The organism is Longimicrobiales bacterium (assembly GCA_029245345.1).
In the GTDB taxonomy this organism is placed as follows: domain Bacteria; phylum Gemmatimonadota; class Gemmatimonadetes; order Longimicrobiales; family Gaopeijiaceae; genus CALFPJ01.
In genome coordinates, this window is sequence record JAQWPM010000002.1 from 29,110 (window position 1) to 47,624 (window position 18,515).

At 61.4% G+C, this 18,515-nt stretch carries 17 protein-coding genes; all 17 read left to right on the forward strand.

From position 1 onward, the window contains the following. Positions 1-2 precede the first annotated feature (2 nt). The gene (locus P8L30_00145; GenBank protein MDG2238615.1) at positions 3-1,781 is read left to right on the forward strand and encodes a M14 family metallopeptidase; all 1,779 of its coding nucleotides are present in this window, start codon (positions 3-5) and stop codon (positions 1,779-1,781) included. 160 nt (positions 1,782-1,941) lie between these two features. After that, positions 1,942-3,735 (forward strand): ATP-binding cassette domain-containing protein, encoded by a 1,794-nt coding sequence (locus tag P8L30_00150; protein ID MDG2238616.1) that lies wholly within the window; start codon positions 1,942-1,944, stop codon positions 3,733-3,735. A gap of 120 nt (positions 3,736-3,855) precedes the next feature. Then, positions 3,856-6,081: an NADP-dependent isocitrate dehydrogenase gene (locus tag P8L30_00155; protein MDG2238617.1), complete on the forward strand. Its 2,226-nt coding sequence runs from the start codon at positions 3,856-3,858 to the stop codon at positions 6,079-6,081. An 18-nt stretch (positions 6,082-6,099) separates the two neighbouring features. Beyond that, positions 6,100-6,327 carry a hypothetical protein gene (locus P8L30_00160; GenBank protein ID MDG2238618.1) on the forward strand — a complete coding sequence of 76 codons (228 nt, stop codon included), beginning with the start codon at positions 6,100-6,102 and terminating at the stop codon, positions 6,325-6,327. Next, the gene (locus P8L30_00165) at positions 6,324-6,692 is read left to right on the forward strand and encodes a glutamate-cysteine ligase family protein (GenBank protein ID MDG2238619.1); all 369 of its coding nucleotides are present in this window, start codon (positions 6,324-6,326) and stop codon (positions 6,690-6,692) included. The genes P8L30_00160 and P8L30_00165 overlap by 4 nt, the downstream gene beginning before the upstream one ends. 76 nt (positions 6,693-6,768) lie before the next feature. Beyond that, the gene (locus P8L30_00170) at positions 6,769-8,238 is read left to right on the forward strand and encodes a leucyl aminopeptidase (GenBank protein ID MDG2238620.1); all 1,470 of its coding nucleotides are present in this window, start codon (positions 6,769-6,771) and stop codon (positions 8,236-8,238) included. Continuing rightward, positions 8,235-10,199 carry a Plug domain-containing protein gene (locus P8L30_00175; GenBank protein ID MDG2238621.1) on the forward strand — a complete coding sequence of 655 codons (1,965 nt, stop codon included), beginning with the start codon at positions 8,235-8,237 and terminating at the stop codon, positions 10,197-10,199. The genes P8L30_00170 and P8L30_00175 overlap by 4 nt, the downstream gene beginning before the upstream one ends. Positions 10,200-10,266: 67 nt before the next feature. Then, a complete protein-coding gene (locus tag P8L30_00180) occupies positions 10,267-11,154 on the forward strand; it encodes a YicC family protein (GenBank protein ID MDG2238622.1) in 888 nt (295 codons plus the stop codon). After that, positions 11,151-11,804, forward strand: coding sequence for a guanylate kinase (gmk, locus tag P8L30_00185; protein ID MDG2238623.1), 654 nt, complete (start codon positions 11,151-11,153; stop codon positions 11,802-11,804). The genes P8L30_00180 and gmk overlap by 4 nt, the downstream gene beginning before the upstream one ends. A gap of 10 nt (positions 11,805-11,814) precedes the next feature. Beyond that, the gene (locus P8L30_00190) at positions 11,815-12,039 is read left to right on the forward strand and encodes a DNA-directed RNA polymerase subunit omega (protein ID MDG2238624.1); all 225 of its coding nucleotides are present in this window, start codon (positions 11,815-11,817) and stop codon (positions 12,037-12,039) included. Between the two features lie 22 nt (positions 12,040-12,061). Then, positions 12,062-13,303 carry a bifunctional phosphopantothenoylcysteine decarboxylase/phosphopantothenate--cysteine ligase CoaBC gene (gene coaBC / locus P8L30_00195; GenBank protein ID MDG2238625.1) on the forward strand — a complete coding sequence of 414 codons (1,242 nt, stop codon included), beginning with the start codon at positions 12,062-12,064 and terminating at the stop codon, positions 13,301-13,303. Next, a complete protein-coding gene (locus P8L30_00200) occupies positions 13,300-14,088 on the forward strand; it encodes a uracil-DNA glycosylase (GenBank protein ID MDG2238626.1) in 789 nt (262 codons plus the stop codon). The genes coaBC and P8L30_00200 overlap by 4 nt, the downstream gene beginning before the upstream one ends. Before the next feature lie 103 nt (positions 14,089-14,191). Next, complete coding sequence (gene dnaB / locus P8L30_00205; protein ID MDG2238627.1) at positions 14,192-15,616, forward strand: replicative DNA helicase; 1,425 nt, start codon at positions 14,192-14,194, stop codon at positions 15,614-15,616. After that, on the forward strand, positions 15,613-16,305 hold the full coding sequence (ispD, locus tag P8L30_00210) for a 2-C-methyl-D-erythritol 4-phosphate cytidylyltransferase (protein ID MDG2238628.1): 693 nt from the start codon (positions 15,613-15,615) through the stop codon (positions 16,303-16,305). Before dnaB ends, ispD begins: the two co-directional genes overlap by 4 nt. Continuing rightward, positions 16,298-16,948, forward strand: a complete 651-nt coding sequence (locus P8L30_00215; protein ID MDG2238629.1) for an L-threonylcarbamoyladenylate synthase — start codon at positions 16,298-16,300, stop codon at positions 16,946-16,948. Before ispD ends, P8L30_00215 begins: the two co-directional genes overlap by 8 nt. After that, positions 16,941-17,441 carry a low molecular weight protein arginine phosphatase gene (locus tag P8L30_00220; GenBank protein ID MDG2238630.1) on the forward strand — a complete coding sequence of 167 codons (501 nt, stop codon included), beginning with the start codon at positions 16,941-16,943 and terminating at the stop codon, positions 17,439-17,441. Before P8L30_00215 ends, P8L30_00220 begins: the two co-directional genes overlap by 8 nt. Beyond that, positions 17,438-18,277, forward strand: a complete 840-nt coding sequence (gene aroE, locus P8L30_00225; protein MDG2238631.1) for a shikimate dehydrogenase — start codon at positions 17,438-17,440, stop codon at positions 18,275-18,277. The genes P8L30_00220 and aroE overlap by 4 nt, the downstream gene beginning before the upstream one ends. The last annotated feature ends 238 nt before the right edge of the window (positions 18,278-18,515 follow it).

Sequence of the window (18,515 nt, forward strand, 5' to 3'; positions counted from 1 at the left end):
CGATGAAGACGATTGAAATGAAACGGCTCGTCGGCGCGGTGATTGCGATGACTGCGGCGGCTCTGCTCACGACACCTGCGCTCGAAGCGCAGCAGCGAGGCTCGGACCCGGAACACCGGCTCGACCTCACTTGGGACCGATGGCTCGATCACGACGAGATCGGGGAGCGCATGCAACTCATGCAGCGAACCTGGCCCGAATTCCTCACGCTCGAGTCGATTGGCGAAAGCTACGGCGGGCGCGAGATGTGGCTCATGACCATCAACAACCCGCGGACCGGCGCCGAGTCGAGTAAGGCGGGGATGTTCATTGAGGCCAACGTGCACGGAAACGAGATCCAAGGTGCTGAGGTGGCGTTGTACACCATCTGGTACCTCATGGAGAACTACGACAGCATCGACGAGGTGAAACGACTCGTCGACGAGCGCGTCTTCCACATTCTCCCGACGGTCAATCCGGACGGGCGCGACTACTTCCTAGACGGTACGGGTTCAGGAGCCAGGACTGGGCACATCCCGGTCGACTCGGATGGCGATGGACTGACCGACGAGGATGGCCCGAACGACCTCAACGGCAACGGCGTGATCGAACAGATCCGCAAGTACGTGCCAGGCCAGGGGAGCTTCCGACTCGACCCGACCGACTCGCGGTTCATGCAGCCGGTGGGCCCAGGTGAAACGGGCGACTGGGAGCTTCTCGGGTCCGAGGGCATCGACGACGATGGCGACGGGCGGACGAATGAGGATCCGGTCGGTGGTTACGACCCGAACCGAAACTACGGTGCGGACTGGCAGCCTAATTACATCCAGGGCGGGAGCATGGATTACCCGTTCCGGCTGCCCGAAGCGCGTGCCATCAACGACTTCATGGTGGAACGGCCGAACATCGCGGGCTTCCAGTCGTTTCATAATTCGGGCGGCATGATTCTGCGGCCACCGGGATCTGCGTGGTATGGCGACTACCCGGCGTCGGACATCCGTGTCTACGACGAACTCGGGGAGACGGGCGAGCGCATGCTGCCGTATTACAACTACTATGTGATCTGGCGTGGGCTCTACACGGTCCACGGCGGCTCGATCGACTGGACGAACGACGGCCTCGGCATCGTTTCGTTTTCGAATGAGTTGTGGAACAGCGGGCAGTATTTCAACAGCCCGCTTCTCCAGGAACAGCAGCGCGATCAGAACAGCCCGATCTCGGGTCAAAGTTCACGCTTCTTCTTCGACGATCTCCTTGAGCACGGCGACGAGTACGTCGAGTGGGCACCGTTCGATCACCCGGAGTACGGGCAAGTCGAGATGGGTGGCTGGAAGAAACTTTCCGGTCGGGTGAACCCGCGCTTCATGAGCATGGAGCTCTTCCATCGCAACATGGCGTTCACACTCTATCACGCCGACATGATGCCCATGATGTCGATGGGTGAGACCTCCGTCGAGCGTGTCGGCGGCGACCTGTACAAGGTCCGGGTGGACATCACGAACGAGCGATTGATTCCGACGGTTACGGCAGAGGCGCGGGACAACCGGGTCGTGGCGCCGGATATCATCAACGTGTCCGGGGGTGTCGAGGTCGTGGCAGCGGGGTGGGTCGCGAGCAAGGTCCGCCCGGGTCCGACGCAGATGATCGACCAAAACGATCTGAATCGGATCATGATCCGGAGTGGGGCGCCCGGACGTGTGACGCGCACGATCGAATACCTCGTGCGCGGCTCCGGGTCGATGACCGTCGAGTACGTGTCGCAGAAAGGTGGGACCGTGTCGACGTCACTGCAGGTACGCTGACGACCGATCGACGAATTGAATCACGGGGTGGGTGTCTTCGGATGCCCACCCCGTTTTTTTGCCGACGCGCTCGACCTTACGCACGACCCGTTTCATGTGATCTTCCCGCTTGCTGGGCCGCCGGCCCGCTCCAACGCATCCCGTCCTCAGTTTTTCGTAAATGGCTCTCATCAGCGCCCAAAACCTCCGTGTAGCTTTCGGGGGGCGTACACTCATGGAAGACGCCACGCTGCATATTGAGCGTGGTGAGCGGGTAGGCCTGTTGGGTCGCAACGGCGAAGGGAAGTCGACGCTGCTGAGCATCCTCGCGGGTGCTACTACGCCGGACGACGGAGTCGTCGTCTACGAATCCGGTCTGCGGGTCGCTCTGCTCGGCCAACAGATCGATGCCAATGAGAACGGGACGGTGGACGAGGTCATCCGGGCGGGGCTCCGGGGCGGGGAACACCACGATCATCCAGTCCAACGGCTTTGTTCACTTCTCGAACTGGACGGCGACAAGCCCTTCCAAGAGATCTCCGGCGGACAGAGGCGGCGTGCGCTCCTAGGCCGAGCGTTGGCCGCCGAGCCAGATGTGTTGCTGCTCGACGAGCCCACTAACCACCTGGACGTCGAGAGCATCGAATGGCTCGAGTCGTTTCTGATGCGATACCAGGGCAGCCTCTTTTTCGTCACCCACGACCGGGCGTTTCTGCAACGACTAGCGACCCGCATCGTCGAGTTGGATCGCGGCCGGCTCACCTCGTGGTCGTGCAACTACCCGACGTACCTCGAGCGCAAGGAAGAACTCCTCGCCAACGAGGACAAAGAGCGGGCGTTGTTCGACAAGGTGCTGGCCCGGGAGGAGGAGTGGATTCGCCAGGGCATCAAGGCTCGACGTACGCGTAACGAGGGGCGGGTTCGCGCGCTCAAGAAGCTGCGAAAAGAGCGGGCCGAGCGTCGGGAGCGAGCCGGTAAGGTGAACATGAGCATCCAGAGGGCGGAGCGATCCGGCTCGAAGGTCATCACAGTTGAAGGCGTCACCTTCGGTTACGACGATGAACTGCTCGTAGGAGGATTGAGCACCACGATCATGCGCGGTGACAAGATCGGTCTCATGGGCCCGAACGGGTGTGGGAAGACGACGCTTCTGAACCTCCTCCTGGGTAAACTCGAGCCCGACCAGGGCACGGTGAAGCACGGTGTCTCATTGGATGTGGCCTACTTCGACCAACACCGAGAGCAGCTCGATGAATCGGAGACGGTCGCAAACACGATTGGCGCTGGGAACGAGTTCGTCGTTTTAGATGGCGACCGGAAGCACGTCATGAGTTATTTGGCCGATTTCCTATTCTCGTCCGAACGGGCGAGAGAGCCCGTGCGAAATCTCTCTGGTGGTGAGCGCAATCGCCTCCTGTTGGCCCGACTCTTCACACAGCCGGCGAACGTCCTCGTGCTCGATGAGCCCACGAACGACCTGGACACGGAGACGCTGGAATTGCTCGAGGCGCGGCTTCTCGATTTTTCTGGGACCGTATTGGTGGTGAGTCACGACCGGACATTTCTAGACAATCTCTGTTCGTCTTCCCTCGTCTTCGAAGGCCTGGGCAAGGTGAAGGAGTACGTCGGCGGGTACTCGGACTGGAAGCGAACGGTGGCGCGCAGCGCAGCGCAGGCAACTGAACCGCCGCTCAATAAGCCGAAGAAGGGAGTCCCGGCGAGCGACGGAAATCGTACCGCCCCAGATAGGCACAAGAAGCTCTCCTACAAGGAGAAGAGGGAGTGGGAGATGCTCCCCGCTCGCATCGAAGCCATGGAGACCGAGCTCCGGGGGCTGCATGACCGCATGGCAGACCCGGTCTTCTTCCAGGGCTCCCAGGACGAAACTCGACCCGTTCTCGAGGGCTCCGCGCTACTGGCTCAAGAGATTGACGAAGCCTTCACGCGCTGGGCGGAGTTGGACGAGCGAAGCTGACGAATACCGGGACCTCCCGTCCGCCACTTGTCTCTGAGTCGGGTGGCTCCCACACTGCCCGCTCTCCCGGTGCCCTCACCGCTCCGGACCGCCACCCCGCGTCTAATCCCAGCGACTTTCATGAGCCAGTCACCTTCGATCATCTACACGTGGACCGATGAAGCCCCCGCACTAGCGACCCATGCTTTTCTTCCGGTCGTACGTGCGTTCGCTGCGGCCGCGGGGGTTCCGGTTGAGACCCGTGACATCTCGCTCGCCGGTAGGGTTTTGTCGGTGTTCCCCGACTCCCTCGAAGAGGGGCAGAGGATCCAGGACGACTTGGCGGAACTTGGCCAGCTGGTGGAGACCCGGGAGGCCAACATCATAAAGCTGCCGAACGTCAGTGCCTCGATCCCTCAGTTGAAAGCCTGTGTCGCGGAGCTTCAGGCGAAGGGATATGGGCTCCCTGACTATCCGGACGAGCCCTCTTCGGACGAAGAACGTGCCATCCAGGCACGTTACGATTCCGTGAAGGGCAGTGCGGTTAACCCTGTGCTGCGACAGGGGAATTCGGACCGCCGTGCCCCCAAGGCCGTGAAGGAGTTTGCGCGGGCGAATCCGCCGCGTATGCGGGCCTGGCCGAAGGTGTCGAAAACCCATGTGGCCACGATGAGTGAGGGCGACTTCTGCAAGAATGAGAAGTCCGTCACGCTATCGACCGCGACGACCGCACGCATCGAGCACGTGGCAGACGATGGGACCGTCACCGTCTTGATGCAGTCGCTTCCGTTGCTGGCAGGTGAGATCCTGGACGCCACGTTCATGAGCAAGGCGGCCCTCGTCGACTTCCTCCGGACAGAGATTGAGGACGCGAAAGAGCAGGGCGTGCTTTTTTCCCTGCACATGAAAGCGACCATGATGAAGGTCTCCGACCCCATCATCTTCGGGCATGCGGTTCGGGTCTTCTTCGAAGACGTTTTCGCGAAACACGGAGCCACCTTTGACGAGCTCGGAGTGGACGTGAACAACGGCTTCGGTGACGTGCTCGCGAAGATCGCGGAGCTACCGTCGGAGCAGCGATTCACGATCGAGGCCGACATCGCGGCGACCTACGATCTTCGCCCAGGCGTCGCGATGGTCGACTCGGACAAGGGCATCACGAATCTGCACGTGCCCAGCGATGTCATCATCGATGCGTCGATGCCTCCCATGATCCGCGACTCGGGCGGCATGTGGAACGCAGACGGACAGCTACAGGACGTAAAGGCCGTTATTCCGGATTCGAGCTACGCCGGCATCTACGACGGGATTATCCGGGACTGCCAGGCGAACGGGCAGCTCGATCCGTCTACCATGGGCAGTGTCCCGAACATCGGGCTCATGGCGCAGAAGGCCGAAGAGTATGGCTCGCACGACAAGACGTTCGAGATCGCATCGAGTGGAAGCGTTCGGGTCCTCGACGCTGAGGGCACTCTGTTGATCGAGCATGTGGTTGAGGAAGGTGATGTATGGCGTGCCTGCCAGACTAAGGACGAGCCCGTGCGGGACTGGGTGAAGCTGGCCGTAAATCGTGCCCGTGCCACCGGGGTCCCGGCGATCTTTTGGCTCGACGAGAATCGAGCGCACGATGCCGAGATCATCGCGAAGATCCATGTCTGCCTGCCGGATCACGACACCGAAGGCCTGGACATCCAGATCATGGCCCCCGTTGATGCGATGACGTTCTCGCTCGCGCGCATTCGTCGCGGCGAGGACACGAACTCAGTCACCGGGAACGTGCTTCGCGACTATCTGACGGACCTCTTCCCGATCCTAGAGATCGGGACAAGCGCCCGAATGCTGTCCATCGTTCCGCTCCTGAACGGTGGCGGTTTGTTCGAGACCGGGGCAGGTGGGTCCGCTCCGAAACACGTGCAGCAGTTCGAGGCTGAAGGACACCTCCGTTGGGACTCGCTTGGCGAGTATATGGCTTTAGCTGCCTCGCTCCAGCACCTGGGTGAGAACTTCGACAACGCGAGCGCGTTCGTTCTCGGTGACGCCCTGGATGCGGCAACTGCTGAGTATCTCAACAACGCCCGCTCACCTTCGCGGAAGGTGAAAGAACTCGATAACCGGGGCAGCACGTTCTACCTGACCATGTACTGGGCCCAGGCGCTTGCTGAACAGGCGAGGGACGGTGCGCTAGCGGAGCGCTTCGCCCCCGTGGCGTCGGCGCTTACCGCACAGGAGGCGACGATTGTCGCGGAGCTCAACGAGGCTCAGGGGCCCGCACAGGACGTTGGAGGGTACTATATGCCTGATGCTCAGCGAGCCGGGGCATCGCTCCGCCCTAGTGGGACGCTCAACGCGATCATTGAAGGACTTTAGAGGCCGAAAGGAGACTTCATGAAAGATCCGTCCCTTACGCTCGGAGTCGAAGAGGAATACCCGATCGTCCATCCGGCGACTGGCGAGCTCAAGTCCTACATCACACAGATTCTCGAAGACGGGCATATCTCTGTCGAAGGGGTTAAGCCGGAGCTTCACCAGTCCGTCGTTGAGGTCGATCGCTCCGTATGTCAGACGCCTGCCGAGATCAGAGGTGAGCGTTACGGCGTCTGCGAAAGGTGGTGATCGACCGAGCTGCCAGGGATGGCCTGACAGTTCTTGCTGCGGGAACGCATCTGTTCTCGTCTTGGATGGATCAGGAAATCACCCCGCTCGAACGTTATCTCGGGGTGGAGCAGGACCTCCAAGATTTCGCCCGGAAGAACCTGATCTTCTGGATGCACGTTCACGTTGGTATCGAGGATCCGGAATTCCTGATCGATGACGTTCTGGACGACCTGGGCACCCGGGAAGGGGCTGAATACGTCTTCAAAATTCTGGAAGAAGGCACCAGTGCAGATCGGCAGCTTGCTACGTTTGAGCGTACCAGTGACCTGAAGACCGTTGTTGATCAGCTGGTGCTTGCGACAGCAGAGGGCATTGAAGCGTGATGGAACGAAGCCGCCTCTTTCGTGAAATAAGGGGCCTCCCCCCCACCAAACTCCAATAAGGCAAAGGCGAATCTTAATGCAGCTCCGTCACGTTGACGCCGATACGGCCGCCCACGTCACGCCTCTTCTCGCCATCGGAATCACGAAGCGAGCAGACGCTTCTTCGGGTATGCTTGCGCAACTCGATGCGGCACTCGGAGGCGCGATCACCGCCGCTGTCGAAGCGGGGGATCTGAAAGGGGGCGAGAAGGACGAGTTGCTCCTTTATGGTTCGCAAGATGTCGCGGCTCGGGTCGTCGTGCTGGGACTTGGGGACGCGGACGACGTGAATGGGGAATCCGTTCGACGGTTGGCCGGACGCGCCGTTCGAGTTGCTGAGCGGCTTGGCCTGAGTTCGCTGAGCATCTCTCTCGATGGTGTTTCTGGAATTTCGAAGGAAGTGGCGAGTCAATCGGCCGCTGAGGGGGCGTCTCTGGCCGCCTGGCGGTTCACCGAGCTCAAGGAAGAAGACCCGGACTGCACGGAAGTCACGGAAGTCGACGTCCTCGACGGTGATGCAGTCGCTGTCTCGGTCGGTGCGGCGATCGGAGCGGGTGAGAACTTCGCCCGCACCTTGCAGTCTCGACCCGGGAACGTCGCCACCCCGACCCACATCGCTGACGAGGCGGCGCGGATGTCGGCTGAGGCTGGCCTGAGCGTCACGGTCTTCGATGAGGCACGCCTGCTTCAGGAAGGCATGCACGCCATCCTCGAGGTCTCGAGGGGCTCTGCGGAAGAAGCCCGGCTTGTGGTCATGGAGCACCGAGGCGGCAACGAAGGTGACCCGCCGCTTGTGCTCGTCGGCAAGGGCCTCTCGTTCGATGCCGGAGGGATCTCCCTCAAGCCGCCGGGAGGCATGGAGGACATGAAGTTCGACATGTCCGGTGGAGCCGCCGTGATCGGGGCCATGCAGGCGATCGCCGCTCTAGGTGTCCAAGCGAACGTCATCGGGATCGTTCCATCGGCCGAGAATATGCCCTCAGGGACCGCGGTTAAGCCTGGCGACGTCATTAGCACGTTGGGTGGCAAGACCGTCGAGGTCATCAACACCGATGCGGAAGGCCGGCTCATTCTCGCGGACGCCCTGGCGTACGGCGCGAAGATGAACCCGGCGGCCATGGTGGATTGTGCCACGCTCACCGGAGCTGTGGTTATTGGACTCGGCCATCACGCCGCGGCCGTGATCGGGAACGACGATGAACTCATCGCGGAGATGATCGAGGCGGGCGAAGTCAGCGGCGAACGCTGCTGGCAGCTTCCGCTTTGGCCGGAATACAAGAAACAGCTCAAGAGTACGACCGCGGACATGATGAACGTAGGCGGACGTCCAGGTGGGTCCATTACCGCAGCGTGTTTCTTGTCCGAGTTCGTGGGCGATACCAAATGGGCCCATCTCGACATCGCTGGAACGGCTTACGGTGACGGGTCGGCACCTTACCTGAGAAAGGGCGGGTACGGGTTCCCGACTCGCCTCTTAGTCCAGTGGGTCAGGAGCCGCGCCGGGTGAATCGACTCGGTAATCGTGCAGTGACGCCCCGATTCTGGAAACGGATCGGGGCGTTCGTACGTTCCGGAATGCTCGCATTTCTGCTCTGTGTGGTGGGGCTCTCGCGGGTGTCTGCTCAGGTGACTCCCCCGGATAGCACAGGCCTGCCAGCGGATAGTGCCCAACTGCTCCTCGATTCGCTTCGTGCCGACTCCCTCGGCTTGGATTCTCTCGCTGTCGTCGCTGTGCCCGATTCGGTCTCTGCGGACACGATCTTCTACAACCTCCCCGACTTCTCGGACGGGATCCCGGAAGGCTGGGAGTCTGGGGTCTGGGACTGGGACCTCAGCGAAATCCACGCGTCCACCGCGAGCACGTTACCGGAGCTGATCGGTGAAGTACCAGGGCTCATCGTCCTCCTAGGCGGCGACTACGGTTCGCCGGCGTCCGTCACAGCGTTCGGGGCAGGAGGTGGCGGTTATCGGGTCTTCCGCGACGGTTTCGAAGTCTATGCTCTCAAGGGAGGAGTGGTCGATCTCGCTCGGATCGGCCTGGCCGGCATCCGACGTGTTCGCGTCGAGCGTGGCCTCGCTGAGGTGCGCATCGAGATGTGGTCCCATGAATATCTGGAGGGTCTCCCCTATTCGCTCGTGGAAGCTGGTACGGGTGATTTGGCGACCAACATGTTCCGGGGGACGTACGCGGATCCCACCGCCATCGGTGGAAGTGTGGCTCTGGGGCTAGAACGTTTGGATACGCGGGGTCCGGGTGGAGACGAGTCTGGAGGTCGGACGGCCAGCTGGGTGCGATATCAGCTCCATCGTGGGGACGATGCCGGGTTGGCGATGGAGCTGCGACGCGTCGGGACAGATAGCGATCTCGACATCTTCCCTTCGTCCCAGACTCGAACTGACTGGACGATTCGAGGTCGTGCGCGGCTGGCCGAGGGTGTTGTCGGTGAGGCGTACACCGGCAAGTCGAGCCACCTCGTCAGAGACGAGCGGGACGTCTATGAGCGAGAAGGCGGGAGTCGCACGCAGAGAGGCGTCCGACTGGGGCTCGAACGGTCCGGTGCCTGGGCCCGAGGCGAGTATCGGTCGTTCGGAGGAGACGACGTTCTTACGAGCCGACTCGACGCGCAGGGCGGCTTCCACCGGGCGGGTGTTGGTGGCTTCGCCGCCGATCTCTCGAAGGCCTCGTGGGCTGGTGAGTCGACAGCGGCCAATCGCATACGGGCGTGGACGGAACCGATCGGTGGCGTGCTGTCTCTGTTCGCTTCCAAAGAATCCGGGACTTTTGGGTTCCGAACCCTTCCGCTCCTAGACGTCGACCCCGCGGTCGATTCGACTGCTGTATCTGCTGAGAGTGAGACCGCGGAACCGTTTGATCCTGGTCGCCTTTTCGGCGTTACGGACCGAACGGGGACCCGCTACGGCGCCACTGTGTCACTCCTGGGTGCTTCTGTTTCTGGAGCACGCCTAGAGGTGCAGGCCGACTCGTTTGCACCCATCGGGCTTGCCCCCAACACGAATGGCTTGTTCCTGGAGGGTGCCACGCGGAAGGGATGGGAGGCGTGGGCCAGCCTGCCAACACCCATGACGGGTCTTCGCCTGCAGGGATCGTTGCAGCAGTGGGAAGAGCCAGGGGCTTACGTGCCCGAGCAGATCTACCGGGGTTCGTTCGATTTCCATCGGGTGTACAAGGGTGGAAACTTGGAGTGGTGGTGGACACTCGGCGTGCGCGGTCACGATCCGATGATGCTCCCACTTCTAGGTGAGGAAGACGCGGAAGGCTTCGTGCCCCTCGAATCCGTCCCGTTCTACCAGAATTGGTACGCCCGCATGCAGGTTCGCATCGTGACCGTCCAGATATTCATCGCCTGGGACAATTTCTCGAGGCGGCCGGAGCTACAACATTATCCTGGGCGAGTGCTGCCGATTACACGGACGATGTACGGGATTCGTTGGACGATGTTCAATTGACCGCTTCGCCCGTCCTCCACGCGACACGACCCAGGCATTACCTTATCCGGCTCTGTGGAGGCCTGATATGATCCGGAGTATGACCGGTTACGGTGAAGCCGAGCGGGAATCGCCCGCAGGTCGATTGAGGCTGGAAGTGAAGACGGTGAATCACCGCTACTTCAACACCAGCATCAAGACGCCCCACGGCTTCGACAAGTTCGAGCGGGACATCACTGAAGCGCTGAAGCGGTACCTGTCACGAGGGCACATCAGTGCTTCGATGACACTTGACCGAGCGTCATCCGCGGAGGAGTCAGCGCCCAAAGTCGACATCGAGCGTGCCAAGCAGATTCAAGCGGCCCTTGAGCACATGTCAGCTGAGCTTGGTGTGCCAGGTGAGGTCGATCTGTCCCTCATGGCCCGCTTCAGTGAAGTCTTCCGTGCTCCTGAGCAGGACCGTACTGCCGGCGTCGAGCCCGAGGTCGTCCAACAGCTTGCGGAAGCTGCGGCATTGTCGGTCCAGTCGTTTCGCGAAGCGGAAGGGGAGCGGCTCGCTGCGGACCTCGAAGGTCGGATGGCCGCCATGAGCGACGCGCTCGACAAGATCGAAGAGAGGGCGCCACAGCGGCTGATTTCGGAGCGGGACCGTCTCCGAGAAGCTGTGAAGGAGTTGGCGGAACAGACCGAGGTAGACGAGGACCGTCTTGCGCGGGAAATCGCCTACTTGGCAGAGAAGTGGGATATCAACGAAGAACTGGTCCGCTTTCGCTCTCATATTGAGCTCTTTCGAGAAGCGCTCACAGGCGACGCCTCAGAGCCCGTCGGAAAACGACTGGGTTTCCTCATCCAAGAGATGCATCGGGAGGCCAACACCATCGGATCGAAGGCGAACGACGCGGAGATCTCGCAGGCGTCCGTAGCGCTTAAGCAAGAAGTGGAGCGCGTCCGCGAACAAGTGGAGAACGTCGAGTGAGTCGGGCAGCACCACTTGTTCTCGCTGCCCCGAGCGGAACGGGCAAGACCACCCTCGCAAGGCGGCTTGTCGACACGTCAGAGCGTTTCGTATTCTCGATTTCGGCGACGACTCGGCCGGCTCGTGAAGGAGAGACGAGCGGGGTGGATTACCACTTCGTCGACAGACCAGCGTTCGAAGCGATGATCGAAGACGGGGCCTTGGTCGAATGGGCCACCGTACACGGCCATCTGTACGGCACTCCGCGCTCACAATTGGATGAAGCGGCCGCGCGAAGTGAGCACGTTGTGCTCGATATCGACGTGCAAGGCGCGCGTCAGATCCGAAACACCGTTGCCAACGCCAAGTTGATCTTCGTACTGCCGCCGTCCATCGAAATCATGATGGAACGGCTCAAGGGCCGAGGGACTGAGGACGATCAAGAGGTCGCTTGCCGACTACGTTCGGCGCTCGATGAGCTACAGGCTGTGCCCGAGTTCGACTACGTTGTCATCAACGACGATCTTGATTGCTGTGTAAAAGAGATCGAATCCATTGTTGCGGGACAGGACGGCGCTAAGGCCGCTTCGGTTCCGCTGGAGAATATCAAGGTCTTCCGGGCTGGTGTCGCTCGGGTCCTTGAGCAAGAGTATACACACGCAAACGGATGAGGAGTGGACAATGAGGGTTTTTACCCCCGATGAGGTGGCAGCCGGCAACGACAGCAAGTATCTCGGTGTGCTTGTGGCCGCCAAGTACGCACGTGAACTCAACACGCTTCCGGCTGACGCGATGCCGCTCGGCGAAGAAAAGAAGCTCACTACGCGTGCACTCGACGCGCTGACCTCCGGCCAGATCGAGTTCCGGCTCGTCAAGCGCCGTCTCAAGGATGACGTAGCGCTTTAAGGCGCTGACCGACTGAGACTCCGTGGCGAACCTCTCGCTGTCGCCTCGACGCCCCTGGCAGGATCGGCGCGTCGTTCTGGGTGTGACCGGCGGGATCGCTGCGTATAAGTCTATTCAAGTAGCGCGGGACCTCACGCGACTTGGGGCGACGGTAGACGTCGTCCTCACGTCTTCGGCCCAGAAATTTGTGGCACCGCTCAGCTTTGAGGGTGTCACGGGGCGCACGGCGCTGACCGATATGTTCTCTTCGGAAGGCGCCGCTTTGCATCTCAGGTTGGGACGGGATGCCGATGTGGTATGTGTTGCGCCGGCTACCGCGGATTTTTTGTCCCGTGCGGCTCATGGCAGGGCGGACGACCTGATATGTACGACGCTCCTCGCTACCCGGGCACCGGTAGTCATCGCTCCCGCCATGAACGACCGCATGTTCGCCCACCCCCAGGTACAGGCCAATATCGCCCATCTCCGGGATCACATTGGGTACCAGATCGTGGGGCCGGCTGAGGGAGCTCTGGCGGTAGGCGAAGGTGAGGGTCCGGGGCGGATGTTAGAGCCGTGGCAGATCGAAGAGCACATTGGCAGGGCGCTCACGAGTCCAGGGGCGTTGGACGGCCGTAGAGTGCTGATCACCGCAGGCCCCACCCGGGAGGCCATCGACCCGGTTCGTTACCTCGGGAATCGCTCCTCGGGACGTATGGGGTATGCCATCGCACAGGCGGCGTGGCGTCGAGGTGCTCAGGTCACGCTCGTTTCGGGGCCGAGTTCGTTGGAGCCCCCAGTGGGGGTGGACTTCGTGCCGGTCGAATCGGCGCTCCAAATGCACGACGCCGTCGACGGACTCATCGGAAGTAGCGACGTCAATGTTTTCGCAGCTGCAGTCTCTGATTTCCGCCCCGTTGATCCCAAGAACCGGAAGATGAAGCGGAGCGAGACCGGTAGTGACCTGAGCGTGGATCTCGTGGCCAATCCGGATATCACGGCCGACTCAAGCGCGTCGCGAAGAGTGGGCAGCTTCTCAGTCGGCTTCGCCCTTGAGACCGATGACCTGGTTGCCAACGCCCGGAAAAAACTCTCGGCGAAGAACTTGGATCTGTTGGTTGCTAACGACGCCACCGATCCTGGGGCTGGCTTCGAGGTAGCGACAAATCGAGTCACGATCTTGTCCACCGAGTCCGCTCCTGAGGCTCTGCCCCTGATGTCAAAGGAAGCGGTTGCTGAGGAGTTGTTGGACCGCATCGCTGCTCGTCTGAGCGAGGCACCTTGAGTGAGAAGCGGCCCCCGCTCGAAGAGGCGGCTCGCCTCCTTCGACAGCGCGTTGAGGTGGGCTCCGACTCGATCTACTTGGATGGACTGACGCGAGCTGAAGCCTTGAAGCTCGCTGCCGCGGCGCGGCGCGCTAGGAGGCGCCCGGGTGCGTCGCCACCGCCCCGAACGGCTCCTGCCGCCACTGCGAGTGAAGGCGTAGGAGGGCTTCCGATGCTCCCGCCCAACTATGAGGAAGTGAGGGGGCAGGCTCTGGCCTGCACCCGCTGCAGGCTCTCCGACAGCCGTACTCAGGTGGTCTTTTCGGACGGCTCTCCGACAGCCCGTCTCATGGTGGTGGGGGAAGCCCCCGGAGCGAACGAGGACCAGACCGGGGTTCCCTTCGTGGGCGCAGCCGGAAAATTCCTCGACATGCTTCTCTCGACCGTCGATCTGTCGCGAGAGGACTCGGTGTATATCGCCAACGTTCTCAAGTGTCGTCCTCCTGGGAATCGGAATCCGATGCCTGACGAGATCGAGGCGTGTTCACCGTTCTTGAAAAAGCAGATCGAACTGGTGCAGCCGGAAGCGTTGCTCGCGGTCGGGACTTTTTCAGCTCAGCTCCTGACGGGGCAAGAGAAGACCCCTCTCGGCAAGATCCGTGGAGAGGTTCACAGCTACGAAGGGGTCCCGTTGGTGGTCACGTATCACCCCGCTGCGCTTCTCCGGAATCCCAAGTGGACGCGGTCCTTTTGGGACGATTTGCAGATGCTTCGCACTGTCATGGACGGCTCCCGCAGCGCTTAACAAGCGGGCTTGCTCCTAGCACTTGAGGCACCTTTATTCGCCCCGTGCGGCCTCTCGGGGTATCGGCTAGATTGCTTCCCCTTCGCGCCCCAACCCCGCCCTGATGGAAGCCTCGCCCAACCTCGGCCCCGCGCCCTTCGACCGTACTCCTCCGTTTTCAATGGAGGCAGAAACGGCCGTGCTCGGCGGTATGCTCATCGATCGCGATGCCGTAACGCGTGCTCTTGAGTTTCTGAATGAGGGCATGTTTTACCGTGAAGCGAATCGTCGTCTGTACAGGGCGATGCTCCGACTCTTCGAGCGTGGTGACGTCATCGACGTCATTACGGTCTCCGAGGAACTCAAGAAGACCGGAGAGATGGAGGCCTCTGGAGGGTTCGACTATCTCGGTGCCCTCGTCGACGCAGTGCCGACTGCCGCGAATCTCGAGTACCACGCCAAGATCGTCAGAGACAAGGCACTCCTTCGTCGCCTTGTTGAGCACTCGACCCAGATCATTCGGGACGTGTACGACCAGGGCGAACGGGGCGTCGACGAGATCCTCGACATGGCGGAGGCGAAGATCTTCCAAGTCGCCGAGAGTCATAAGCGGGACGGCTTCGTCTGGATCAAGGAGATTCTCTGGCGGACTTTCGAGCACATCGAGAAGCTCCAAGAGTCGGGCTCGGGCATCACCGGCGTACCCAGCGGTTTCGCCGACCTAGACCGCATGACGACTGGCCTCCAAAAGGGAGATCTGGTCATCGTTGCCGCGCGTCCCTCTATGGGAAAGACGTCCTGGGTTATGAACGTCGCGGCCAACGCCGCCATCTCACACACCATCCCTGTCGCGATTTTCTCGCTCGAAATGTCGTCTGAGCAGCTCGTTCAACGACTGCTGTGTGCTGAAGGTCGGATCGACGCCCAGAGACTTCGGCGAGGTCGTCTGTCTCAAGAGGAGCACCAGCGTCTCGCGGCGGCTGCGGGGCACCTCAACACGGCCCCTATTTGGATCGACGATCAGCCCGGTTGTAACGTGCTCGAAATCCGGGCGAAAGCGCGAAGGCTCCAGTCCGAGCTCCGTGCGGATAACAAAGAGCTGGGCATGATCGTGATCGACTATATGCAGCTGATGTCGGGAACGGGCCAATCAGAGAGTCGTGTCCAGGAGGTGTCTCAGATCTCCCGCGGACTAAAAGCGCTTGCGCGTGAAATCGATGTTCCGGTAGTGGCGCTGTCTCAGTTGAGTCGTGGTCCGGAGCAGCGCACGGACAAGCGGCCGATGCTCTCTGACCTTCGTGAGTCCGGTTCGATCGAGCAGGATGCCGATATCGTCATGTTCTTGTTCCGCCCCGAGTACTACGCTCCAGCGGAGCAACGAGAAGAACTTGAGGGGAAATCGGAGTTGATCATCAGCAAGCAGCGTAACGGACCGACGGGAGTGGTCGAACTCTTCTTCCAGAAGGCATACACTCGGTTCGATTCGGTCTCTCGAGACTCGTCGAGCGGGCCCGAAGGAGGAAACGACGGCCCGAGCTTCGGCCCGTGACGCCGGTTGAATCCCTCAAGGTCGGCGTCGCGATTCCGGGTGCCGGCCGTGGTGAACGCATGGGTGGTGTTCGTAAGCCGTTTCTCGAGATCAACGGCGAGCCGGTGCTCGTGCACGCCCTCCGGCCGTTCCTGGCCGACCCAAGGGTCGTGGCGATCGTGGTTGCAGTGGCTCACGACGATGCCCAGTCGCCGCCGAAATGGCTCACCGAGATCGATCCACGTGTCCGGGTTGTGGCTGGTGGAGCGAGTCGCACCGAATCCGTCTCGTTGGCGATTGGGGCCCTCCCGGCCGATCTCGATGTGATCGCGGTGCATGACGCGGCGCGTCCCTTGGTGCGGTCCAAAGTTGTATCACAATGTCTCGACGTTGCTGGGACCGGAGTGGGGGCGGTGGCCGGATACCCAGCCGTGGACACGATCAAGAGTGTTGGCCAGGACGGGTTCATCTCTGACACGCCGGACCGCTCCGTGCTGTGGCATGCCCAGACCCCGCAGGCTTTTCCCGCAGGGGTGTTACGGAAGGCTTATGCGGCTCGATTCAGCGGAACGGATGATTCGTCGCTCGTTGAGCGAATTGGCGGATCCGTGCGGATGATCGACGGAGGTGCCGACAATCTCAAAGTCACGCGTCCAGTCGATATCGGGATCGCCGAGGCGGTTTTGTCGGCTCGTGCGGCTCGTGGCTGAGGCCTTACGACGGATCGACCTCCGTGTCGATCCTGACGCTGATCTGTCCGCTGTAGGCGAGCACCTGAAGCGGGGAGGTGTTGTCGCTTATCCCACGGAGACGGTGTACGGCCTTGGCTCACTTCCGTCGGAGCAGGGCATTCGGAACCTGCGAGATCTCAAGGGCCGGACGGACGAAAAACCCTTTATCTTGCTGGTGGAGTCCGCCGAGGCTGTTCAAGAACTCGATTGGACGGAGGAGGCACGGGAACTCGCCAGTGTGTTCTGGCCTGGCGCCGTCACGCTCGTCTTGAGTGATCCCCAAGGATTTTTCTCAGAGGGAGCGCACGGGACGGGTTCTTCGGTAGCAGTGCGGAGGAGCCCTCAGGCCGCTGTCGCTAGGCTGATTGCCGAGGTGGGTGGCCCGATTACTTCGACGAGCGCCAATATCGGCGGGAGCACGCCAGCCCGCTCAGGTAGCGAAGTGATGGAGCTTCTGAGGCGTTGTGGTCGGACCGATGTCATCGTCCTGGACGCAGGCACTCTTCCCGAATCGGCTCCATCGACCATCATTGATTGCACCACCCATCCCCCGACTGTGTTACGCGAGGGGTCCGTCCCGGTGGGTCGTCTTCGTTGTGCGATTCCGGAGATCCATGAGTAACACCGCTGACAAAATGGAGGCCCTGCGCCTCCTCTTCGTGTGCACCGGGAATACCTGTCGGAGTCCCATGGCGGAGGCGATTGCAAAGCGGGCCGCTACGTCTCGAGGATGGACGGACGTGGAGGTCCGGTCTGCTGGTGTGGCCGCCTATACTGGAGACATCGCATCCGGTGGTGCGGTCCGGGCTGCCAAAAAGAACGGCGTCGATATCAGCGGACATCAGGCGACCCCACTCACGCATGAAGTCGCAGCTTGGGCTGACCTTGTCCTCGTGATGTCTTCCGGTCACCTGATGCGCGTCGCGCAGCTCGGAGCAGGTGAGCATGCGTCTCTACTGACCGCGTTCGCGGCAGGAGCCGACGGTGTTGCGGGGAGCGGGACAGTACCGGACCCGATCGGCGGTAGCGACGACGAATACCTCTTTACCTTCTCGTTTCTTGAAGAACTCATTGAGCGCGTATTCGAGCGCATCGAGCCAGTGGTGGTTGAATGAGCGTATCAGCGTCGACTCGAGTCCTCACCCTACTGGGTGATCCTGTGGGGCATTCCAAGTCTCCCATTATCCAGAACGCAGCGTTCGCGGAAGCCGGAATGGACGGCGTCTACGTCGCTGTTCGCTGTGCGGCCGACGACCTGACTGGGTTGATGAAGGGTCTGTCGCGCGCAGGGGGTGGGGGCAATATCACCTTGCCACACAAGGAAAAGGCTGCAGCTGTTGTAGATATCGCGAGCCCAGCGGTACGGCGGACTGGTGCCTGCAACACGTTCTGGGGCGGGGAAGATGGTCGGGTCCATGGTGACAACACCGATGTCGACGGGTTTCGTGAAGCGCTGAAGGTCTTTGTCGAAGGATCTCCGACGGGAATCCGTGCGTTGTTGCTCGGAGCGGGTGGCGCCGCTCGTGCCGCCCTCATGGGATTGCTGGAGGAGGGGGCGGATGAGGTCCTGATCTACAATCGGACTTCGGACCGCGCGCGCGCGGTCGCTCGGAGAATCGGTGGCCAAAAGGCGCGCGTGGTACCACTTATCGAGAAGTTGCGTGGCGAGAGTTTCGACCTCGTTGTGAACGCTACCCGGCTTGGGTTGGCTGCCGGAGACGCCTCGCCTATGGACTTCGGACCGCTCTTGAGGGTGGGCGGTGCTATGGATCTCGTGTATGGGCAGAAAAAGACACCCTTCGTCCGTGCTGCAGAGGAGCATGGAATCCGCGCCGTCGATGGGGCTGAGATGCTGGTCCAGCAGGGGGCCGCCTCATTCGAACGGTGGTGGGGCAGTGATGCTCCCCTGAGCGTCATGCGCGAAGCTATGGAGCGGAGTCGCTTGGAGTGAGGACAGCGGAGTGGGCAGGTGATCTCATCGATCTGCTCCTCCCTGCTGGTTGTATCTCGTGTGGCGACTGGATTCCTGGCGGGAGGCGAGCCCCCATGGTTTGCGGTCGATGTGCATCCAGATTGAGACGGGCATCGTGGCCGCGATGCCCGCGGTGCCACTTTCCACGCGCGACCGGCCGGCCGGATCAATCCGACTGCCGCGAATGCGAACAGTGGCCGGAAGCGCTGACCTTCGC